The organism is Reyranella massiliensis 521, from assembly GCF_000312425.1.
Lineage (GTDB): Bacteria > Pseudomonadota > Alphaproteobacteria > Reyranellales > Reyranellaceae > Reyranella > Reyranella massiliensis.
Map to the genome: position 1 here is coordinate 3,793,182 of NZ_HE997181.1, position 20,587 is coordinate 3,813,768.

The window sequence follows — 20,587 nt, forward strand, 5'->3', positions numbered from 1 at the left end:
GGGGCAGGATCGCCACCCGCTGAGAGGGGGAATTCCCGTGGCAGAGTTGACCGATATCGAGAGCAAGATCTTCTCTGCACGCGATTATCGCCTCGAAAGTGGCCAGACTTTGCCCACTCTGGAGCTTGCCTACGAAACGTACGGAACGCTCTCGCCGGCCAAGGACAACGCCATTCTGGTCGTGCATGGCTACACCTCGAGTCATCACGCAGCAGGCAAAAATGCCCCTGGTAAGCAGGGGCGTGGCGTTCCCGAGGGTTCGGTCGGCTGGTTCGACGGCCTGATCGGCCCCGGCAAGGCGGTCGACACCGACTGCTATTTCGTCGTCTCCGTGAATGCGCTGGGCTCGGCACATGGCAGCACAGGGCCGAACTGCACGGACCCGCGCACCGGCAAACCCTACGGCCCGACCTTTCCCGAGATCACCATGCGGGACATCGTCGGCAGCCAGAAGCTCCTGATCGATTCGCTCGGGCTGAAGAGCCTGGTGGCGGTGATCGGGCCGTCCATGGGCGGCTTCCAGTCGTTCCAGTGGGCCGCCTCCTACCCCGGTTTCATGAAGGCGATCGTGCCTTCGGTGACAGCGCCGCGCTCGCCAGGCGGGCTGGACCGGCTGGAAAGCCTGCAGAAACGGCTGGCCTCGGACCCTAACTGGAATGGCGGCTGGTATTACGAGAATGGCGGCATCGCCCGCACCCTCGAAGAGATTCGCTTCGAGACGCTGATGAACTACGGCCAGAACGAGATCCTGGCCGAGACCATGCCCGATCCCAAGGCGCGCGAGGCGGCGATCCGTGCCAACGCGCAGGCATGGTCCCAAATCTACGACGGCCATTCGATGATCGCGCTGCGCCGGGCCATCGGCACCATCGACATCACCGGCGACTATGCCAAGCTCAAGGGCACCAAGGTGCTCTATGTGCAGTCTCCGACCGACAAGCTGTTCGACATCGCGCTGTCGCCCGCTTATGTCAGCGACATGCGCAAGGCCGGAGTCGACGTCACCTATGTGGAGCTGCCGTCCAACAAGGGCCATATGGCGAGCCATGCCGATGCCGCCCTGTGGGCGCCGATTCTCGGCGCCTTCCTGAAGCGCCTGCCCTGAGGCCCCACATCGTGACCGAGCTGTCCCTGGCACCTGATGCGGCGGCAGCCCTGCTCCGCTGGTACGTCGATCAGGGTCTCGACGAGGCAATCGGCGAAGAGGCAATCGACCGCTTCGCCTTGCCGCCACCGGCTGCCTCCGTGGCTCCCTTGGCTGCACCGGCTGCAATGCCATCGGCGCCGACACCGATCCGCCCCGCTGCGCCACTGCCTCAACGCGCGCCGATCCCCCTCGAATCGCCGCAGCTCGTCGAGGATGCCCGCGAGGTTGCCCGAAAGGCCACCAGCGTCGCCGAACTCGAAGCAGCGGTGCGCGCCTTCGAAGGCTGCGCGCTGAAGCGTACGGCCAAGAACACGGTATTTGCCGACGGTGTCGTCGGCGCGCCGGTGATGATCGTGGGCGAAGCGCCGGGGGCCGACGAGGACCGGCTGGGCAAGCCGTTCGTCGGCGTGAGCGGCCAGCTCATGGACCGCATGTTCGACGCCATCGGCATGAGCCGCGAGCGCGACCTCTACATCACCAACATTCTCTTCTGGCGCCCGCCCGGCAATCGCACGCCGACCCTGGCGGAACAGGCGATCTGTCTCGCCTTCACGCGACGTCACATCGAACTCGCCAAGCCGAAGCTGGTGGTGCTGGCGGGCGGCACGGCCGTGAAGGCGGTGCTCGACACGACCGAGGGCATCACGCGTCTGCGCGGCAAGTGGGCAACCCTGCGCCTCGACGACGGCACCGAAGTGCCGGCGCTGCCGACCTTCCATCCGGCCTATCTGCTGCGCACCCCGGCCAGCAAACGGCAAAGCTGGTGGGATCTCCTGTCGATAGACAAGAAATTGAGAGAGCTGGGCGCGAGATAGGCGCTAACTCGGCTTCTTCACCTGCACGCCGCTGTCGCGGATCAGTTTGCCCCACCGCTCGTACTCGGCGCGGATGAACGCTGCGAATTCGTCCGACGTGCTGCCCACGGTCGTGGCGGCCAGCGGCGCAAGTTGCTGTTTGACCTCCGGCATGCGCGCGATCGCCGCGACGTCGCCGCTGAGCTTGGCGGCGATGGCGGGAGGCAGCTTGGCTGGGCCCAATACGCCATACCAGGCCGACGCCTCGTAGCCTTTCACGCCGGCTTCGGCGACCGTCGGCACGTCCGGCAGCCCCTCGAACCGTGTCGCCGTGGTGACGCCGATCGCTCGCAATGCGCCACTGCGCACGTGAGGCAGGAAGGAACTCGCATCGCCCAGGGAGATGTTCACGCGATTCTGCAGGATGTCGGGGATCATCGGCGCGACGCCGGCATAGGCCACATGCTCGAAGCGCACCTTGGCCAGATTCTCAAACAGCAACGCCGCGAGATGCGGCGACGAGCCGATGCCCGCAGTCCCGCAGTTGAGGCGGCCGGGGTTCTTCTGCGCATAGGCGATCAGCTCGGCAATCGAATGGATTGGCTGGCTGGGATGGACGACGACCAGCATCGCGACCGTCGCGAAAAGGCTGATCGGCGTGAAGTCGTTCAGCGTGTCGTAGGGCATGTTGGGCAGGAGATGCGCGTTGGTGGCGCTCGTGCCGACCGTGCCCAGCAGCAGCGTGTGGCCGTCGGGTGCGGCCTGAGCGGCCGCGGCGGCGCCGATGGAACCGGACGCCCCGGTCTTGTTTTCGACGACAACGGGCTTGCCCCAGCGCTCGCCCAGCCGTTGGGCGACAATGCGCGCACAGGTGTCCGTCGCGCCGCCGGGCGCAAACGGTGCGATCACCTTGATCTGTTTGGTCGGATAGTCCGGCGTTGCGAATGTCGAACGCCCACCAGCCAGAACGGCGGCAGCCGCCGTCAGGCCCCCTATGAGCCCACGTCTCGTCGTCATGTGATTCCTCCGGTTTATTGGTTTTTCAGGCGACCGCAGCCAGCATCTGCATCAACGCCTCGCGGTCGTCGGTGCGCGTCGCGGCAGGCTCCAGGACACGGCCAGTCGTCTCGCCCTGGAGCGAGCAGCGCAGCATCAGGCGCGGCTGACGCTGATCGAAATCGGGCAACGCGATGTGCTGCGTGCACCGATTGTCCCACATCACCAGATCGTTGACGGTCCAGCGGTGGCGATACGTGAACTCCGGGGACTCGGCGTGTTCGTTCAGGAAGCGGAGGAGCGCCGCACTCTCTCCATCCGACAGGCCGATGATGCCGCGGATGCGCTGCCCGACCAGCAACGACTTGCGCCCGGTCTCCGGGTGCGTCTGCACGATCCTGTGCGCCACCGGCGGATTGCGGCGCTTCAGCTCTGCGACCTTCTCCGGATCGCGCTGCTCCAGTCCCTTGACCAGCGAGGCGTCGTGGATCGCCTCCATGTCGTCGATGAAAGCCCGCATACGGGCGCTCAGCGTCTCGTAGGCGAGGTACATGTTGGCGAACATCGTATCGCCACCGACCGGCGGCCTTTCCCGGCAGAGCAGGAGCGCGCCCTTGGCGGGCCGCGGCGTGAAGGTCAGGTCGGTGTGCCAGTTGCGGCCGGTGTTGCGGGTATCCGAAGGTTTGCCGTCGACGAGCTTGTTGGTGATCATCAGGATCTCGCGATGATCCGGGTGCGTGTAGCGCGGCTGGAACTCGTGCTTGTCGAGCTCGCCGAAGCACCGTGAGAAGGCGATCTGCTCCGTCGTCGAAAGATCCTGGCCGGGAAACACCAGCACCAGGTGACGCAGCCACGCCTCGTTGATGGCGTCCTTCAAGGCCGGCTCGATCGGCCGGCGCAGCTCCACGCCTGTGACTTCAGCCCCCAGCGCGTACCCGATCGGCTTCACCTGAAGCGTGCTCATGCGTTACCTCCTCGCGTTGTCACACTATTGCCGACTGTCGATTGTCTGACAATAATCAATTTGACGAATTGTGATAGGGTCACGCCGTGTCCCCTACCGCTCCCCAAGCGCCGATTCCCCTCGGCAAAGCTGTCAAATCCCTTCCCGAACTTCTGGCCGAGAAGATTCTCGAGGACATCATGTCCGGCCGCCTGCCTGCGGGTGAGCGGCTGAAGGAGATCGCGCTGGCGGAAGAGCACGCCGTCAGCCGAGCCACCGTCCGCGAGGCGCTGATCGCGCTGGCCAAGCTCGGCTATGTCGAGCAGGTCCCGCGCTTCGGCGCGCGCGTGGCCCCCTTCGCAAAGGACGACGTCTTCCATCTTTTCGAGATCCGGGCCGCCCTGCTGGCGATCGCCGCGCGCAACTGCGCGCTCGATCCCGCGGCGCCCCGCGAGAAGCTCGCGGAACTCACCGGCGAGATGGAGCGGCTTGCCGCCGATCCCGACACGCCCGCGCAGACTTTCTCGGAGCGTTCCGTCGCCGCCCAAACGCTGTTGATCAATGCCAGCGGCAACGGCCGGCTGCCGGCGCTGTACGATCATCTCTCCGACATCAGCAGCTGGCGCATGATCCGAGGACGCGCCACGAGCTTTCTCAAAGCCGAACGCCGCCGCGAAGCCGCCAACGATTGGCGGATCATCGAACGCGCGATCAGGTCTGGCGATGCGAGCGCGGCCGAAGCTGGCGCGCGGCTTCTGTTCGCACACTCCTCCGCCGCCGTCCGCGCCGAGCTTCAGGGCGCGGAGTGAAGCGTCGAGGAGCTTCGGCTTCTCGCTACTTCGTCAGCGTCTTCTTCAGGAAGAATTTCTGGTGGCCGGGCGGGAAGTCGTCGAGCGTGGCGAAGAGTTCGTAGCCACGCCTCTCGTAGAACGGCCTGGCCTGAAAGGAGTGCGTGTCGAGATACGCGGAATGGCAGTTGCGATGGCGGGCGTAATCCTCGGCGGCATCCATCAAACGCGTCGCATGGCCCTTGCCGCGCAGCGCCTCGTCGACCCAAAGGATGGAGACAAACAACCAGTCGGCCCAGATGTAGCCCAGCAGGCCGCCGAGGGTTTCGTTCCTCTCGCCCTTCAGGAAGATGTAGCAGGGATAGTAGTCGGATTTGCCCGTCCGGCTCGAATTGAACATCGAGAGACGGTCGCGCACATAAGTGGCTGCGCGCTCATTGTCGGGATCGAAGACGAGATCGATCTTCTCGTCCATGTCGGCCCTCTCAGCGCATTGCGGCGCGCTGGCGCACCAGCGCGAGGACGGTTCGGCCGATCGGCATGTCGACGCCGACCCATTCGGCCATCTCCACCACGGCGCCCAACAGCGCTTCGATTTCGAGCGGGCGGCCGCGTTCGAGATCCTGCAGCATCGACGTCTTGTGGGCGCCGACCTCGGCACCGCCCGCGATGCGCTTGTCGACGCCGATGGCGAACTTCACGCCGAGCTTCTCGGCCACCTGCTGGCCCTCGACCATGAGTGCGCGGCAGACGGCATGCGTGCCGGGCTCGGAGATCAGCCGGTCGAGCGTCGCCGTGGTGAGCGCACTCAGCGGATTGAACGCCATGTTGCCCCAGAGCTTGACCCAGAGCTCGTCGCGGATGCGCGGCCGCACCGGCGCCTTGAGGCCCGCCTTGATCATCAGCTCGGACAACTTGGTCGCGCGCTCACTGCGGCTGCCGTCGGGCTCGCCGAGGGAGAAACGATCGCCGTAGGTATGTTCGATGACGCCCGGCTCGACCACGTCGGCCGCCGGATAGACGATGCTGCCCAGCACCTGCGGGGGCGGCAGCCCGGCGGTGAGCTTGCCTTCGGGATCGACCGACTCGATGCGCCGGCCGTCGAACTCACCGCCAAGCTTGTAGGTGTACCACCAGGGCACGCCGTTGATGGCTGCCACGATGGTCGTGTTCGGCCCGATCAACGGCTCGAGCTGCGCCATCGCCGGCAACAGCGAATGTGCCTTGAGCGTCAGCACCAGATAGTCCTGTGGGCCGATCTCCTTGGGATCGGCCGCCACGCGCGGCCGCGTGACGGACTTCTGCCCCTCGCTCAGCAGGGTCAGGCCCTTGGTCCGCAGGGCATCGCCATGCGGACCTCGTGCCACGACTGTGACCGGCGTGCCGGCCATCTCGAGTTTGGCGGCCATGAAGCCGCCGATGGCGCCGGCGCCGAAAACGCAGATCGAGGTCACGGCTTCTCCATCAGGCCGTCGCTTCACCGAGGCCGAGCTTGGCGGCAAGGCCTATACGCTGCAGCTTGCCGGTCGCGCCCTTCGGGATCTCGGTCACGAACACGACCTTGCGCGGCACCTTGAAGTCGGCGACGTGCTTGGCCACGAAATCACGCAACTCGCGCTCCGTGCATTCAGTGCCGCCGCGCAGGACGACGACAGCGCCCACCTCTTCTCCCAGCTTGGGATGCGGGATGGCGAAGGTCACGCACTGCTCGACCGCCGGGTGATCCATCAGGATGACGTCGATCTCGATCGGGCTGATCTTCTCGCCACCACGGTTGATGATCTCCTTCAGGCGGCCGGTCAGGAACAAGTAGCCGTCCTCGTCGAAGCGGCCCTGATCGCCGGTGCGGAACCAGCCGTTGGCAAAGGCCTTGAGGTTGGCGTCCGGGTTGTTGTCGTAGCCCGCCGTCACGTTCGGCCCCTGGATCACGACCTCGCCGATCGTGCCCTGCGGCAGCATGTTGCCGGCATCGTCCATGATGGCGATCTTCGGGCCGGCCGGCAGGCCGACCGCGCCCGGCTTGCGCTTGCCGGGTGGCAGCGCATTCGACGCCATCTGATGGCTGGCTTCGGTCATGCCGTAGGCCTCGATCACCGGACAGTCGAAGGCGGCTTCGAGTTCGGCCATGACCTGCGGCGGCAGAGAGGCCGACGAGGAGCGGATGAAGCGCAGCTTGGCGGCCTTGGCCGCGTTCACATGGCTGCGCAGGCGGCCGAGGATTGCCTGATGCATGGTCGGCACGGCCGTGTACCAGGTGGGCTTCACTTCCTCGAGCCAGGCGAAGAAGCGCAGCGCGTTGAAGCCCGGCGTACACGACACCGAAGCGCCCGCGCCCAGCGACGAAAGCGTCGCCGCGATCAGACCGTGAATATGGAACAGCGGCATGATGTTGAGGCAGCGATCGGCCGGCGTGAGCGCCAGCGACTTGCCGATATGACGCGCCGACGCCGCGAGGTTCGCCGTCGACAGCGGCACGATCTTGGGTCGGGCCGTCGTGCCCGACGTATGCAGCACCAGGGCGATCTCCTCGCCTACCGACGTGCCGGGCTTGGCCGCCTTGGCAGGCCTCAGCGCCGAGACGTCGAGCGTGAAGGTACCCGCGGGCGCGTCGGCTGTCGGCACCAGTTCTACGATCGGCACACCGACCTTGCCGGCGACCGCACGCACGGGGCTGTCCATGCCCTGCTGCACGATCACGGCCTTGGGCTTGAGATCTTCGAGGTAGAACTCGAACTCGTCAGCGCGATAGGCGGGATTGAGCGGCGCAGACGTCGTGCCCGAAGCGACGGCGATGAACGACGAGGCCATCTCCGGGCCGTTCGGGACGACCATGGCGACGCGATCGCCGCGGCCGATGCCGACACCGTTCAACGCGGCGAGCGTGTCGTCGGTGAGCTTCTTGAGACCGGCATAGCTGAGCCAGGGGCGTCCCGGGGCTCCGATCGCCGGCGCGTCCGCCTTGCCGGCCGACGTGACGTCGTAAACGTTGTTAACCATTGTCCGTCCCTCAGGCCGCAGCTTTCTTCTCGTCGGCAATGATGCGGTCGTATGCCGGCAGGGTCAGGAACTCGTAGAATTGCGGCTGCTCGACCAGGTCGATCATGAGCTGGGCGGCATCCTCGTAACGACCCTTGGCGTAGTTCTCCTCGCCCATCTGCGCCTTCACCTTGTCGTTCTCCTCGCGCACGATCTCGCGCACCAGCTCCTTGGTGATGGCGCGGCCGTCGTCGAGCTTCTGGTTGTGGCGCACCCACTGCCAGACCTGCGCGCGGCTGATCTCGGCGGTGGCGGCGTCTTCCATCAGGTTGAACAGCGGCACGCAGCCAATGCCGCGCAGCCAGGCCTCGACGTAGCCGATGCCTACGGCCACGTTCTGGCGCAGGCCGGCCTCGGTCTTCGGGCCTGCCGGCATCTGGATCAGGTCGGCCGCGGTGACGTTCACGTCCTGGCGCTTGCGCGCGATCTGATTGGCTTCCTTCATCACCGCATCGAACTCGGCCTTGGCGATCGGCACGAGCCCCGGATGAGCGACCCAGGTGCCGTCGTGGCCGTCGCCGGCCTCGCGCTTCTTGTCGGCATGCACGCGGGCCATCGCCTCGTCATTGGCCTTCGGATCGTTCTTGATCGGAATCTGCGCCGCCATGCCGCCCATCGCGTGGACCTCGCGGCGATGGCAGGTCTTGATGACGAGCTGGCTGTAGGAGCGGAGGAAGTGCGAGGTCATGCCGACCGTGCCGCGATCCGGCAGCACCGCCCACTCCTGTTCGCGGAACTTCTTGATGAAGGAGAAGATGTAGTCCCAACGGCCGCAGTTCAGACCGGCCGAATGGTCCTTCAGCTCCCACAGGATCTCGTCCATCTCGAAGGTAGCGAGGATGGTCTCGATCAGCACCGTGGCCTTGATCGACTTCTGCGGCACGCCGAGCGCGTCCTGGGCATGGACGAACACGTCGTTCCACAGCCGCGCTTCGAGATGGCTCTCCATCTTCGGCAGGTAGAAGTACGGCCCGGTACCGCGCGACAGCGCTTCCTTGGCGTTATGGAAGAAATAGAGGCCGAAATCGAACAGCGAGCCCGACATCGGCTTGCCATCGACCGTGACGTGCTTCTCGAGCAGGTGCCAGCCGCGCGGACGGACGAACAGCACGGCGGTCTTGTCGTTCAGCTTGTAGGCCTTGCCGCTGTTGGGATCGACATAGTCGATCTGGCGACGCACCGCGTCGGCGAGGTTGAACTGGCCTTCGACCATGTTGGCCCAGGTCGGCGTCGAGGCATCCTCGAAGTCGGCCATGAAGACGTTGGCGCCGCAGTTCAGCGCATTGATGATCATCTTGCGATCGACCGGCCCGGTGATTTCGACGCGGCGGTCCAGGATGTCCTTGGGCAACGGCGCCACCGTCCAGTCGCTCTCGCGGATCTTCGCCGTTTCCGGCAGGAAGTCCGGCTTTTCCCCGGCATCGAGCCGCTTCTGGCGCTCGACGCGGGCGGCCAGCAACTCCTCGCGACGATCGTTGAACTTGCGCTGCAAGTCGGCAATGAACGCGACAGCCTCCTTGGTGAGCACCTTTTCGAAGCCGGGCTTCATCGCGCCGTCGATCGAAACACCCGCCGGAAGGTCCAGAGCCGTCATTGCATTTCCCCTTGAAATCGTTCGAATCACTGTGAATGGGCGATTTACCGCCTTGAGACCCCGCCCGGCAAGGCGCTACGAGGAAGCATGGACGCTGCGTTTATCGTCGATTGGCTGAATCTGCTGCTGCGCTGGGCTCACATGATCGTGGGCATTGCCTGGATCGGAGCGTCTTTCTACTTCATCTGGCTGGACAACCATCTGCACAAGCCGCTCGATCCGGCCGACATCGCCAAGGGCATCGGCGGCGAAGTCTGGGCGGTCCATGGCGGCGGCTTCTACACCGCCAAGAAGTTCGCCCTGGCGCCCGAGCGCCTGCCGCCCGAACTGCACTGGTTCAAGTGGGAAGCCTACACGACCCTGATCACCGGCTTCTTCCTGCTGTGCCTCGTCTACTATTACGGTGCGGAAGTCGCCCTGATCGATCCCTCGGTCATGGACCTCAGCAAGCCCGCCGCGATCGCCATCGGGCTGGGGTTCCTGGTCCTGGGCTGGCTGGTCTACGACTGGCTCTGCCGCTCTGCCCTGGGCCAGGACGATGCCGTCCTGGGCGGCCTGCTCTTCCTCTATTGCATCGCCTCCGCCTGGGCGCTCTGCCACATCTTTTCCGGCCGCGGCGCCTACATCCACTTCGGCGCGATGCTGGGCACGATCATGGTGCTCAACGTCTACTTCGTCATCATTCCGGGCCAGCGCGAAATGGTGAAGGCCAAGGAGGAAGGAAGGCCGCTCGATCCCAAATACGGCCTGAGGGGTCGCCAGCGCTCGGTCCATAATACCTATTTTACGCTGCCTGTGCTGTTCACGATGATCAGCAACCACTATGCCGGCCTCTACGGCCATGAGTGGAACTGGGTGCTGCTGATCCTGATCTCGGTGGCGGGCGCGCTGATCCGCGTCTGGTTCGTGCAACGCCACAAGGGCAATGCCAATCCGCTGGTGCTGGCGTCGGGCTTCGTGTTCATCGCCTTCACCGCCCTGCTCGCCCTGCCGCGACCGAGCGCCGATGGCGGCGGGCCGGTCGCCTTCGATCAGGTCCAGCCCATCGTTCAGGCCCGCTGCGCTTCCTGCCATGCCGCCAAGCCCACACAGGAAGGCTTCCTGGCGCCGCCCAAGGGCATCCTCCTGGAGACGCCGTCGCAGATCCGCGCCCTGGCCGCCGCCATCAACCAGCAGGCCGCCGCCTCGCGGGTCATGCCCCCCGGCAATCTGACCGAGATCACCGACGCAGAGCGCCGCATGATTGCGCGGTGGTTCAAGGGTGGCGCACAATAGCGAAATGAATGTCCGCACCGGCGGCCTGCCGTGGCGTCGTCTCCTGACGGCCGCCTTGGCGGCGGTCGCGATCTTTCTCTACTGGTTCCAGGTCGGCGACCGCAGTGCCGGAGACGCTGCGCGCAATGCCACCGTTGCAGAGGCACGAGAGCCCGTCTCGAATACCGGCGGCTGGGGCGCCAGTGTCGGTTTTGCAGACTCGCGGCGTCTCGACGAGCATTTCGAGAAGCATGGGGCGGAGTTTGGCCGGATCACCAAGCAAGACTATCTGAGGCAGGCGCAGCTGCTGCGCGACGCCCGTGCAGGCGGTCCGATCCTGGAGACAGTGCGCGCCGACGGGGTGACGACCCGCTTCGACAAGCAGACCGGGGCGTTCATCGCCTTCAATCCAAATGGCGTGATCCGCACTTTCTTCAAACCGAACGATGGCGAGCGATACTATCGCCGACAGGCCGAGCGAGGACGCGGATGAAGCCTCCTCCCCCTCCCGGCCCTCCCGACGTAGCTGACCTCTGCGAGCTGATCGACCAATGGACGACATTCGCGGCCGATCTCGAACGGCAGGGTTACAATTTCGATCTCGACAACTGGTTGAACGACGTCGACGTGCGCGAGTTGATCCTCGAAGCGCTGCCCATGTTCAGCCGCGAGGAGATGGGTGACCACGCGCTGAAGCTAGATGAAGCCGACAAGACCTTCACGGCAGCGACGCGCGACTTCAAGCGTTGTGTCTGGGGCCATGGCACGGCCCGCAAGGAAAAATGGACCCCGCAGAAAAACTGGTGGTACTTCCGCACACCGAGGCGGTCCAACGCCCAGCTTGAAGACGAACTCGCGACCGTTAGATAAGACGGTGCCATGAGTACCCCCAAAATCATGGTCGAGGCCCAGGGCCCGGTCACGACGATCACCATCAACCGGCCGCAGGCCAAGAACGCCCTCGACAACGAAGCGGCACACGCTCTTGCCGATGCGCTGCGTGCCTTCGAAGCCGACCCGCAGGCGAAAGTCGCCGTCTTGACCGGCGCCGGGGGCGCCTTCTGCGCCGGGGCCGACCTCAAGGAGCTGGGCGGCGGCACGGACTATTTCCCTTGGGCCGGCAGCGCGGACGGGCCGTTGCGCGCACAGCTCAGCAAACCCGTGATTGCCGCCATCGAAGGCCATGCCTGTGCCGGCGGGCTGGGCGTGGCGTTGTTCTGCGATATCCGCATCGTCGACGAAACCGCCTCCTTCGGCGTGTTCTCGCGCCGCTGGGGCGTTCCGATGAGCGATGGCACGACCGTGCGCCTGCCGCGCATTGTGGGCCAGGGGCGCGCCATGGACATGCTGCTGACCGGCCGCGCGGTCGGCGCCGACGAAGCCATCGCCATTGGATTGGCTACCCGCAAGGTGGCGCGCGGCACGACGCGCGCCGAGGCAGAAAAGCTCGCCCTCCAGATCGCGGGCTTCCCACCGATCGCCATGACGTCGGATCGCCAGTCGGCCTATGAGAGTTTCGACCGCGACCAGGCGGCCGCGATCCAGCGCGAGATGGAGCTGTCGCTGGAAGCGCGGCGCCAGGAATCGCAAAGCGGTGCGGCGCGCTTCGCCAAGGGCGAAGGCCGGCACGGCCAGTTCAAGAAGTAGCGCAGAAGTAAAGGAAACGAAGATGCGGGCGCTGGTCTGTCATGCCTATGGTCCGATCGAGAATCTGAAGATCGAGGACATCCCGCAGCCCGTGCCGAAGGCCGGCGAGGTGCTGGTGCGCGTGCGCGCCGCCGGCGTGAGTTTCGCCGCGATGCTGGGCGTGCAAGGCAAGCACCAGAACAAGCCGCCATTGCCTTACGTGCCGGGCAACGAACTCGCGGGCCATGTCGTGGCTCTGGGCGAGGGCGTCAGCAACGTCGCGGTCGGCGACCGCATCGCGACTGGCGTCAGCCAGGGCGCCTTTGCCGAATATGCCGTCGCGACCGCAGCCAACCTGATCCCGATCCCCGAGCAACTGCCCTATGCCGAGGCGACCAACTTTCCGACGCTCTATCCCACCGCCTACGGCGCGCTGAAGTGGAAGGCGGCGATGCAGCCCGGCGAAGTGCTGCTGGTCCACGGGGCCGGCGGCGGCTCGGGCCTGACTGCCATCGAGGTCGGCAAGGCGATGGGTGCCGTCGTGATCGCGAGTGCCGGTGGCGCCGACAAGCTCAAGGCCGCGCAGGAAGCCGGTGCCGACCACCTGATCGACTACCGTTCGGAAGACATACGCACCAAGGTGCTGGAGCTGACGGGCGGACGCGGCGCCGATGTGATTTACGATCCGGTCGGCGGTTCGGCGTTCGACGCGTCGCTGCGCTGCGTGGCGCCCGAGGGCCGTATCATCCCGATGGGCTTCGCCAGCGGCACCGTCCCGCAGATCCCGGCCAATATCCTGCTGGTCAAGAACGTGACCGTGATCGGCTTCTACTACGGCTACTGGAATGGCTGGGGCGGCAAAGGAACTCCCTCGCCCAAGGAGGAAGCAGCGCTTGCCACGCGCCGCGCCATGGTGGCCGACGCCCAGCGAGACCTGACCCGCTGGTTCGTCGAAGGCAGGCTCAAGGCCACGGTCGCCGCGACCTACGACCTCGCGGACTGGATCAAGGGCTTCAAGCTCATCGAGGAACGCACCGTCGTCGGCAAGGCCGTGCTCGTTCCGTAGAGCCCGTCTGCTAGCGGCGCAGGACGCTGGCGGCGATCGCTGTTCCGAAGCCCAGCATCGCCACGCCCGACACTGCCTGGACTGATCGCCGGAAACGGCGGTCGCCGACGCGGGACTGGATCATCGCCGCGGACAGCGCATAGGCAAAGTGGACTGAGCCCACCACCAGGATGAGCACGGAGAACAGCACGCAGAATTGCGGTGCAAGCGGCTGATCGTGGTGCACGAAGTTGGGAAACAACGCCGCCAGGAAGAACACGGACTGCAGGTTGGTGGCGCTCACGAAGAAGGCCTGAAGATATCGGCGTAGCGCACTCACCTCGGCAGCCGGCGCACCGACGACGGCATCGCTCCGCAATCGCCAGGCGTTGCGCAGCGCCCGAACGCCAAGGAAGACGAGATAGGCGGCGCCCGCGAGCCGCAAGCCGTCGTACAGCCCCGGCATCGCGAGCAGCAGTGCGGCGACGCCCAGCGCCGCGGCAAGCGCCACGAGGAACAGCAACGAAATGTTGCCGAGGATGGTGGGCGCAACGCGCCGCACGCCGAAGCTCAAACTGTGATCGACGACCAGAACGACATTAGGACCGGGCGACACCGACGCCAGCGCGATCACGCCGGCAAACACGAACAGTTCGTTCACTGCGGCCAGACTTTTGGAAAAGTCGCGCATTCGAGCCGGTCGCCCGGCTTCAGGCCGTGGCCTTCGAGCGGTGGCGAGACCTGGCCGACGCGTGCGGCGTAGCGCGCATCGTCGCCGCACCAGCGGGTCGCCCAGGCGCGGCGACGGCGCGAGGTCGAGCGATTGCCGGAAGCGCCGTGCAGCGTCAGCGCGTGGAAGGCGATGACGTCGCCCGGCTCCATGTCCCAGGCGAGGAATTCGTGCCGGTCGCGCTCGGCGTCGAGGTCGGGCAGCGGCTCGAAGCGAGGGTCCTGCACGGCAAGATCGACGCCGCCCTGCTTGAAGAACTTGGGCTGGAACCAGCGGCCCCAGCGGTGCGAGCCCTTCACATATTCGACGCACGTCGCACGATCGACCGGATCGAGCGGCAGCCACAGCGAGACGATCTGCTCGCCGTCGATCGGATAATAGGGCTGGTCGTGATGCCACGGCGTACGCTCCTGCGTGCCCGGCTCCTTCACCAGCAGATGGTCGTGATAGTAGACGACCTCGCGCGAGCCCATCAGGCGCGCCGCGATCTCGCGTGCCGGCGACTCGTAGACGAAGGCGCGCGCGTCGGGATGGCGTTGCCAGAGCTGGAAGTCGACGAAGAACAGTCCCGGCGCACCCTTGGGCGTATTGATGCGCACCATCGGCCCGGGAGTCGCCATGTCGGCTTCGACGGCCGCGCGCAGTCGTTCGATCCAATCGGGCGAAAAGGCGCCGCGCAGGCAGATGGCACCGTCGCTACGGTATTGCGCGATCTCGGCGTCGGTCGGCAGGCTCATCAAATCTCTCCGAAATCGCCGCCGCGTCCCTTGCCGGCGGCGAAGCGGGCAGCACCCTTGCGGGTTTCCGCCTGCAGTGCCGGCATCCCATGCCGCGCTTCGTTGATCAGCGCCGCCGGTAGGTCGAGCGCCCATTGCTCGTAGGACGACTGGCGATCCGAACGCAGGCAAGTCTGCGGAAACTTCGCCAGCACATTGGCCAGCGCCTTGGCTTCGGCGAGCGCCTGCCCCTCGGGCGCAAGACGGTTGGCCAGCCCCCAGTCGAAGGCCTCGCGGGCGCCGACCTCGCGGCCGGTCAGGATCATGTCGAGGGCGCGGCTGTGACCGACGAGACGCGGCAGGCGCACCGTACCGCCATCGATCAGCGGCACGCCCCAGCGCCGGCAGAACACGCCGAACTTGGCGCTCTCCGAGGCGACACGCATGTCGCACCACAGCGCGAGTTCGAGGCCACCCGCGACAGCATAGCCTTCGACGGCGGCGATCACCGGCTTGGACAGGAGATGCCGTGTCGGCCCCATCGGACCGGGACCGGCCGGATCGAATGCCGACGGACTTTCGCGGCTGGCCGCGACCTTGAGATCGTAGCCGGCGCAGAAGGTGCCGCCGCGGCCGGTCAGGATGGCAACGGACTGCGAGTCGGCGGCGTCGAAGGCGAAGAAGGCCTCGCGCAACAGAATCGCCGTCTCGGGATCGACCGCGTTGCGCGCCTCCGCGAAGCGGTCGATCGAAACGATCGTGGTCGTCCCTTCCTTCTCGACGGCGACCTTGGCCATCACCGGCCCTGCATCATGCGCAGCGGCGTGTAGATCAGCACAGTCTCACCCTTCTGGTTCTTCACCAGGTTGGTCGTGCGGACCAGCGCCCGCGAGGGATCCTTGGACGTCGGCTTGATCTCGGTGACTTCGATCTCGACATGGATCGTGTCGTTCACGTAGGTCGGCCCCTTGATGTCGAAGCCCATCGACAGGAAGGCGAGCCCCGATCCCTGCAGGGTGGTCGGGATCACCAGACCTTCGGCCATGGAGTAGACCAGCGCCCCGGGAACGGGATGCCCGCCGCGCATCGGGGCGTGCTCCTTGATGTATTCCTTGTTGGTGAACAGCTCCTCGGAAAAGCCGCAAAGCGTCACGAAATTCAGAAGGTCGGCCTCGAAGAGAGTCCTGCCATAGGTGGTGAATTTGTCGCCGATCTTGAGATCGCGCCAGTTCCAGCCTTCGCCGAGTTGTTTCATGGGGCGATCCTAGTGGGCGTGCGCAGGGTGGGCGCCTTCGCGCAGCTTGTACAGCCGGCTACAATAGGGGCACTCGACATGCCCTTCCGAGCCCAGGTTGAGATACACTTTGGGATGGCCTAACGCGCCGCCACCGCCATCGCAGGCGACGCGGTCAGTATCGACAGTGATGACTTCAAACGGCTCAGTCACGATCCCACTCCTTCTGCGCCGGCGCATGATAGCCGCCGTCGCCGTTTCGGTCATGCTTTCCGCCTGTGCCCCCACCGTCGTTCCGGCGGGCGGCTCGGTGCAGGCGCCGCGGCTGACCGAAGACCGTTATGTCGCGGCCGACGGCACCGCGCTACCGCTGTCGACATGGCCTGCGGCAAACGGCGCGCCCACCGCGGTGATCCTGGGTTTGCACGGCTTCGGCGATTATCGGAATGCCTGGGAAGAGCCCGCGACGGTATGGGCCAAGGACGGCATCACGACCTATGCCTACGACCAGCGCGGCTTCGGCGGCAGCCCGACACGCGGCCGCTGGCCCGGCACCGACACGCTGGTCGACGACGCCAAGGCCGTGGCGGCGCTGCTGCGGGCGAAATATCCCGGCGTGCCGCTCTACCTCGCAGGTGAAAGCATGGGCGGCGCCGTCGTCCTGGTGGCCGCCGACCGTGGCGTGGAGGCCGACGGGCTGATCCTGTCGGCAACCGCCCTTCGTTCGCGCGAGACCTTCGGACCGATGGCGAGTGCCGGGCTCTGGTTCTTCGGCCATACGATCCCCTGGATGCCGTCGGGCCCCACCTCGATCGACTACAAGCCGACCGACAATCCGAAGACTCTCGACAAGCTACGCAACGACCCGATGATCCTGCGCCAGACCCGGCTCGACATGGCCTACGGGCTGATCAACCTGATGGACGATGCGACGGCCGCCGCAAGCCACGTGCAGCGTCCCTACTTGATGATGCACGGGCTGGGCGATCGCATCGTGCCGCAGGAGCCGGTCCGGGCTGCCATCGAAGTCATGCCGCCGCGCGCCGACTCCAAGCTCGCCTTCTACAAGGACGGCTATCACCTGTTGATGCGCGACAAGGCCGGGCCAACTGTGGCCGCCGACGTCGCGGCCTGGATCGCCGATCACGAGGCGGCCCTGCCCTCGGGCGCCGAGGCGACCTCGTCGCAGCCCAAGATGGCGACGGCCTGGGGCTCCCGTCGAAGCCGCTGATTGGGAGTCGACCGCCGTTACTTGCCGCAGCGAACGACCGCCGACGCCGCACCGCGTACAGTGCCGAGATCGCCGCGCGTCGGCATGTTCTCCATCTTGAGCACGGTGTAGTCGCCGTTGGTGCGATTGCACATCGCGACCGCGCGGGTCTGGCAGGCCCCCGGCTCGCCGCAACTGATGGCGATCGCTTCCTTGCCGTCTGCCCAGGTGATTATCGAGGCGTTGGTCCCGCTCCTCGGATCTTCGCCGGGCGTGCTCTTGGCCACGGCACAGGCCGTCGCCAACGCCGCGAGGCCAACAGCCAGCGCCAACCGAACCGTCGATCGAGAAACCATCTTCATCCCCCCGTACGTCCAGTGGTCGGACGATCGAATGACAGTACATCGTCGCCATCTGCAGGTTCAAGGCGATGCAGGTTATGGCTTATAGTTCAATGATGACGCGATGCCATCGAACCAGCCTTCTATCGATCCTTGCCGCCCTTGCCAGCCTGCCGGTTGCAGTGCAGGCGCAACAGACCAACGAACAGCTCGCCGCACGCTGTGCCGAACTGGGCGCCCTCTTCGACAGGTTCAACACGCGACGCGGCGAAGGCTCCGGCGGGCCGGACATGCAGCGCCTCGGCGCCGGCATCGACTGCCAGAGAGGCCGCTACCAACAAGGCATCAAGACGCTGGAGGATCTCCTCCAACGCAACAGGATCTCCTATCCGCCGGCCTGATCGACGTCAGCGATCGACGACGGCCGTCGCTTCGATCTCGACCAGCAAGCCCGGCACCGCGAGCGCGCTGACCGCGACGAGGGTCGAGACGACGACCGAACCCTTGAGGGCCTTGCCCAGCGCCTTGGTGACAGCCGTCATGTCGCGAATGTCGGTGACGTAGATCGTCGTGCGCGTGAGGTCCGACAGGCGCGCGCCGGCGGATTTCAGACCGGCCTCGATCTTGCGCATGGTGATGGCGGTCTGCTGCGCGGCATCCTTGCCCTGGACGCGCCCTTTCGAGTCGAGCGAGGTCGTCCCGGACACGAAGACGAAAGGACCGCTGCGGATCGTACGGACATAGAAGCCCGCGACCTCGGTGCCGTCCGGAAAGAGTTTCTTGGCCATGATCGTTCCCCGCTGTCGATACGCTATGGTGAAAGTGTAAGCTGACGTTCGCGCCACACAAAGGAGGAGCCCCTGTCTCTTGATCGCTATCGCACCGCCATCGTCACGGGCGCAAGTCGCGGCATCGGCGCGGCAACGGTGAGAGAGCTTCGGGTCGGCGGCCTCGAAGTCTACGCCGTGGCCCGTTCGGCCGACGATCTCGTGGCGCTGGCCAACGAGACGGGGTGCCGGCCAGTGGCGCTCGACATCACACATCGCGACGCGGTGATGAGTGCGTTGGGTTCGCTCGATGCCGACGTGCTGATCAACAACGCCTCGGCCTTGGCCCGCTCGACGGCGTCGTGGGAGACCGCTCCCGACGACATCGATGCGTTGCTGGACGTGAACCTGCACGGCACGCTGAATTGTCTGGCCGCGGTGGTACCCGGCATGAAGGCGCGCGGGCTTGGCCATATCGTCAATCTCGGCTCGACATCCGGGACCTGGCCTCTTCCCGGCATGCCGGTCTACGCGATGACCAAGGCCGCCATTCACAATCTCAGCCACACGCTCCGTCTCGATCTGCATGGCTCCGGCGTTCGAGTGAGCGAAATCTCTCCGGGCCGGGTCGAGACCGGCGCGCATCTCATTCTGTCGCAGAACCAGGAGGAAAGCCGTCGCATGTTCTACGACGGTTTTGAAACCCTTCTGCCTGCCGACATCGCCGAGGCGATCATGTTCGTCCTGGGCGCGCCGCAACGCATGGACGTGAGCTACATGGAGATCGTGCCGACCGATCAGTCCTACGGCGGCTCACAGTTCCACAAGCGCGGCTGAGCGAGATCAGGAGTCTGCGGTGAAGCCGATCTTCTTCACGATCGGCCCCCAGCGGTCGTAGCTCTCCTTCAGGAGCGTGGCCAATTCCTGCGGCGTCGAGGATTTGGCTTCCAGCCCCATCACGGCGAGCCCGTCGACGACATCCTTTCGCGCCAGCGCGGTACGCAGGGCGGCGTTGGCGCGCTGGACGGCCGGCGCTCCTGTGCCGCCTGGCGCGAAGAAGCCAAACCATTCGGAGAAGACCAGGTCCTTGTAGCCCTGCTCCGCAAAGGTCGGCACGTTCGGCGCGAAGCGGTTGCGCGCGTCGCCCGATACGCCGAGGAAGCGGATCTTGCCCGCATTGGCCTGCTGAGTGAACTCGCCGACCGGCCCTGACACAGCCTGGATCTGGCCGCTGACCAGGTCCTGGACGGCGGGCTGCGTGCCGCGATAGGCGACATGCTTCAGCTCGACACCGCCCGCCTGACCCAGCAGCACGCCGATGAAATGCGGCACCGAACCGGCCGCAGGCGAGCCGTAGTTCGCCTTGTCGGGGTTCGCCTTGCACCAGGCCAAGAACTCCGGGATGGTCTTCACGCTTTCCGGCACGGCCGGTCCGACGCAGAAGCCGAAGTCGAAAGTGCAGGCGAGCGACACCGGCGTCACATCCGTGAAGGCGTTGTAGGCCAGGCTCTTGTAGATGTGCGGGTAGATCATCAGCATCGAGGCCGGCGTCTGCAGGATCACGCTGCCGTCGGTCGCTGCGCCCTTCATCGACTGCACGGCGATCTGCCCGCCGGCACCGGGTTTGTTCTCGACCAGCGCAAGCTTGGTGTAGCTGGTGCCACGCAGCCCTTCGGCGACGCGCCGGCACAGCGTGTCGGACGTGCCGCCGGGCGGGAACCCGGTGACGATGCGTACGGTCTCCAGCGGCGCGGCACCCTGTGCGCCGGCGCGCGTGGCAAGCCCCAAGGTCGCGAGTGCGGCGGCCGCGCCCGAAGCGCGGACAAAATCCCTACGATTGTAGCTCGACACGGTGCGTCTCCCGGAAATGTTGTTCGTTATGGCCGGACTGTCGCTCAATCGCCGGCCCTCGCCAAGGCGGCGATTGCGGCCAAACGCCAAAAGGGCCGCGTTGCGTGGCCGGGACCCCTCCGCTATGTTCCGGCCGCATTGGACCCGTAGCTCAGCTGGATAGAGCGCTGCCCTCCGAAGGCAGGCGTAAGTCAAGCGGGTTTGTTGGGGGCGTGGAAAAAATCGAGGAAAACCAAGCGATTGGGAAAACTCGAAGGAAGCAGCAAAATCGCTTCTGAGGTCGCGGAAGCACCACGGAAGCAAACCAAAAGGAGGTTTTAGAGAACGAACGGCGACGATCGGTAGGGTTCAGACCCACACCGCTTGAGCCGATTCGATTGTTGGATTCGGGATTGACCCTGTTCGATCTCGGACACTATCTGAATATCGATGCGCCCGTAGCTCAGCTGGATAGAGCGCCACCCTCCGAAGGTGGAGGCCACACGTTCGAATCGTGTCGGGCGCGCCACCCCTCT

25 protein-coding genes and 1 tRNA gene are annotated in these 20,587 nt (G+C 65.7%); 12 read left to right on the forward strand and 14 right to left on the reverse strand.

The window, feature by feature from the left end; genetic code table 11:
- The first annotated feature begins 37 nt into the window (after positions 1–37).
- Positions 38–1,105, forward strand: coding sequence for an alpha/beta fold hydrolase (locus tag BN60_RS31510; RefSeq protein WP_020697598.1), 1,068 nt, complete (start codon positions 38–40; stop codon positions 1,103–1,105).
- An 11-nt stretch (positions 1,106–1,116) separates the two neighbouring features.
- Entirely contained in the window at positions 1,117–1,962 is an 846-nt protein-coding gene (locus BN60_RS18435; protein WP_020697599.1) for a uracil-DNA glycosylase family protein, read from the forward strand.
- A 3-nt stretch (positions 1,963–1,965) separates the two neighbouring features.
- Here the strand turns inward: BN60_RS18435 and BN60_RS18440 are convergent, their stop codons facing one another.
- Entirely contained in the window at positions 1,966–2,958 is a 993-nt protein-coding gene (locus tag BN60_RS18440) for a Bug family tripartite tricarboxylate transporter substrate binding protein (RefSeq protein WP_020697600.1), read from the reverse strand.
- A 25-nt stretch (positions 2,959–2,983) separates the two neighbouring features.
- The gene (locus BN60_RS18445) at positions 2,984–3,901 is read right to left on the reverse strand and encodes a TauD/TfdA dioxygenase family protein (protein WP_020697601.1); all 918 of its coding nucleotides are present in this window, start codon (positions 3,899–3,901) and stop codon (positions 2,984–2,986) included.
- A gap of 86 nt (positions 3,902–3,987) precedes the next feature.
- On the opposite strand from BN60_RS18445, the gene BN60_RS18450 reads away from it, so the two are divergent.
- A complete protein-coding gene (locus BN60_RS18450) occupies positions 3,988–4,689 on the forward strand; it encodes a GntR family transcriptional regulator (RefSeq protein WP_020697602.1) in 702 nt (233 codons plus the stop codon).
- Positions 4,690–4,714: 25 nt separating this feature from the next.
- Here the strand turns inward: BN60_RS18450 and BN60_RS18455 are convergent, their stop codons facing one another.
- Genes BN60_RS18455 through aceB form a run of 4 tightly spaced genes read right to left on the reverse strand, consistent with a single transcriptional unit; the run spans position 4,715 to position 9,298 of the window.
- Positions 4,715–5,143, reverse strand: coding sequence for a GNAT family N-acetyltransferase (locus BN60_RS18455; RefSeq protein ID WP_020697603.1), 429 nt, complete (start codon positions 5,141–5,143; stop codon positions 4,715–4,717).
- Between the two features lie 10 nt (positions 5,144–5,153).
- Positions 5,154–6,122, reverse strand: coding sequence for a 2-dehydropantoate 2-reductase (locus BN60_RS18460; protein ID WP_020697604.1), 969 nt, complete (start codon positions 6,120–6,122; stop codon positions 5,154–5,156).
- A 10-nt stretch (positions 6,123–6,132) separates the two neighbouring features.
- Positions 6,133–7,665 carry an acyl--CoA ligase gene (locus BN60_RS18465; RefSeq protein WP_020697605.1) on the reverse strand — a complete coding sequence of 511 codons (1,533 nt, stop codon included), beginning with the start codon at positions 7,663–7,665 and terminating at the stop codon, positions 6,133–6,135.
- A gap of 10 nt (positions 7,666–7,675) precedes the next feature.
- A complete protein-coding gene (gene aceB, locus BN60_RS18470; RefSeq protein WP_020697606.1) occupies positions 7,676–9,298 on the reverse strand; it encodes a malate synthase A in 1,623 nt (540 codons plus the stop codon).
- Between the two features lie 87 nt (positions 9,299–9,385).
- Between aceB and BN60_RS18475 the strand changes: the two genes are divergently transcribed.
- Genes BN60_RS18475 through BN60_RS18495 form a run of 5 tightly spaced genes read left to right on the forward strand, consistent with a single transcriptional unit; the run spans position 9,386 to position 13,244 of the window.
- Positions 9,386–10,573, forward strand: a complete 1,188-nt coding sequence (locus BN60_RS18475; RefSeq protein ID WP_020697607.1) for a urate hydroxylase PuuD — start codon at positions 9,386–9,388, stop codon at positions 10,571–10,573.
- A gap of 4 nt (positions 10,574–10,577) precedes the next feature.
- The gene (locus BN60_RS29125) at positions 10,578–11,045 is read left to right on the forward strand and encodes a hypothetical protein (RefSeq protein ID WP_020697608.1); all 468 of its coding nucleotides are present in this window, start codon (positions 10,578–10,580) and stop codon (positions 11,043–11,045) included.
- Positions 11,042–11,422 (forward strand): hypothetical protein, encoded by a 381-nt coding sequence (locus BN60_RS18485; protein ID WP_020697609.1) that lies wholly within the window; start codon positions 11,042–11,044, stop codon positions 11,420–11,422. The genes BN60_RS29125 and BN60_RS18485 overlap by 4 nt, the downstream gene beginning before the upstream one ends.
- Before the next feature lie 9 nt (positions 11,423–11,431).
- The gene (locus BN60_RS18490) at positions 11,432–12,199 is read left to right on the forward strand and encodes a crotonase/enoyl-CoA hydratase family protein (protein WP_043284082.1); all 768 of its coding nucleotides are present in this window, start codon (positions 11,432–11,434) and stop codon (positions 12,197–12,199) included.
- 22 nt (positions 12,200–12,221) lie between these two features.
- Positions 12,222–13,244 (forward strand): NADPH:quinone oxidoreductase family protein, encoded by a 1,023-nt coding sequence (locus BN60_RS18495; RefSeq protein ID WP_020697611.1) that lies wholly within the window; start codon positions 12,222–12,224, stop codon positions 13,242–13,244.
- Between the two features lie 10 nt (positions 13,245–13,254).
- On the opposite strand, the gene BN60_RS18500 is transcribed toward BN60_RS18495, so the two are convergent.
- From BN60_RS18500 to BN60_RS29900, 5 genes are read right to left on the reverse strand one after another with little or no spacing between them, the layout of a single operon-like run.
- On the reverse strand, positions 13,255–13,884 hold the full coding sequence (locus tag BN60_RS18500; RefSeq protein ID WP_177324844.1) for a LysE family translocator: 630 nt from the start codon (positions 13,882–13,884) through the stop codon (positions 13,255–13,257).
- Positions 13,881–14,690, reverse strand: a complete 810-nt coding sequence (locus BN60_RS18505) for a phytanoyl-CoA dioxygenase family protein (protein ID WP_020697613.1) — start codon at positions 14,688–14,690, stop codon at positions 13,881–13,883. The genes BN60_RS18500 and BN60_RS18505 overlap by 4 nt, the downstream gene beginning before the upstream one ends.
- Positions 14,690–15,466, reverse strand: a complete 777-nt coding sequence (locus tag BN60_RS18510) for a crotonase/enoyl-CoA hydratase family protein (RefSeq protein WP_020697614.1) — start codon at positions 15,464–15,466, stop codon at positions 14,690–14,692. Before BN60_RS18510 ends, BN60_RS18505 begins: the two co-directional genes overlap by 1 nt.
- Positions 15,466–15,924: a MaoC family dehydratase gene (locus tag BN60_RS18515; RefSeq protein WP_020697615.1), complete on the reverse strand. Its 459-nt coding sequence runs from the start codon at positions 15,922–15,924 to the stop codon at positions 15,466–15,468. The genes BN60_RS18510 and BN60_RS18515 overlap by 1 nt, the downstream gene beginning before the upstream one ends.
- A 9-nt stretch (positions 15,925–15,933) precedes the next feature.
- On the reverse strand, positions 15,934–16,116 hold the full coding sequence (locus BN60_RS29900) for a zinc-finger domain-containing protein (RefSeq protein ID WP_215905918.1): 183 nt from the start codon (positions 16,114–16,116) through the stop codon (positions 15,934–15,936).
- Between the two features lie 25 nt (positions 16,117–16,141).
- Here BN60_RS29900 and BN60_RS18520 point away from each other — a divergent pair, with 25 nt between their 5' ends.
- A complete protein-coding gene (locus BN60_RS18520; protein ID WP_043284084.1) occupies positions 16,142–17,134 on the forward strand; it encodes an alpha/beta hydrolase in 993 nt (330 codons plus the stop codon).
- 17 nt (positions 17,135–17,151) lie between these two features.
- Here BN60_RS18520 and BN60_RS18525 read toward each other — a convergent pair whose 3' ends face one another.
- On the reverse strand, positions 17,152–17,469 hold the full coding sequence (locus BN60_RS18525) for a hypothetical protein (RefSeq protein ID WP_148283477.1): 318 nt from the start codon (positions 17,467–17,469) through the stop codon (positions 17,152–17,154).
- An 83-nt stretch (positions 17,470–17,552) separates the two neighbouring features.
- Here BN60_RS18525 and BN60_RS18530 point away from each other — a divergent pair, with 83 nt between their 5' ends.
- On the forward strand, positions 17,553–17,855 hold the full coding sequence (locus BN60_RS18530; protein ID WP_148283478.1) for a hypothetical protein: 303 nt from the start codon (positions 17,553–17,555) through the stop codon (positions 17,853–17,855).
- A gap of 6 nt (positions 17,856–17,861) precedes the next feature.
- Here the strand turns inward: BN60_RS18530 and BN60_RS18535 are convergent, their stop codons facing one another.
- Positions 17,862–18,242: a Rid family hydrolase gene (locus tag BN60_RS18535; RefSeq protein WP_020697620.1), complete on the reverse strand. Its 381-nt coding sequence runs from the start codon at positions 18,240–18,242 to the stop codon at positions 17,862–17,864.
- Between the two features lie 99 nt (positions 18,243–18,341).
- Between BN60_RS18535 and BN60_RS18540 the strand changes: the two genes are divergently transcribed.
- Positions 18,342–19,058: an SDR family oxidoreductase gene (locus tag BN60_RS18540; protein WP_281015347.1), complete on the forward strand. Its 717-nt coding sequence runs from the start codon at positions 18,342–18,344 to the stop codon at positions 19,056–19,058.
- Between the two features lie 6 nt (positions 19,059–19,064).
- On the opposite strand, the gene BN60_RS18545 is transcribed toward BN60_RS18540, so the two are convergent.
- Entirely contained in the window at positions 19,065–20,072 is a 1,008-nt protein-coding gene (locus tag BN60_RS18545) for a Bug family tripartite tricarboxylate transporter substrate binding protein (RefSeq protein WP_020697622.1), read from the reverse strand.
- Positions 20,073–20,503: 431 nt separating this feature from the next.
- On the opposite strand from BN60_RS18545, the gene BN60_RS18555 reads away from it, so the two are divergent.
- Positions 20,504–20,580, forward strand: a tRNA-Arg gene (locus tag BN60_RS18555).
- Positions 20,581–20,587: the final 7 nt, after the last annotated feature.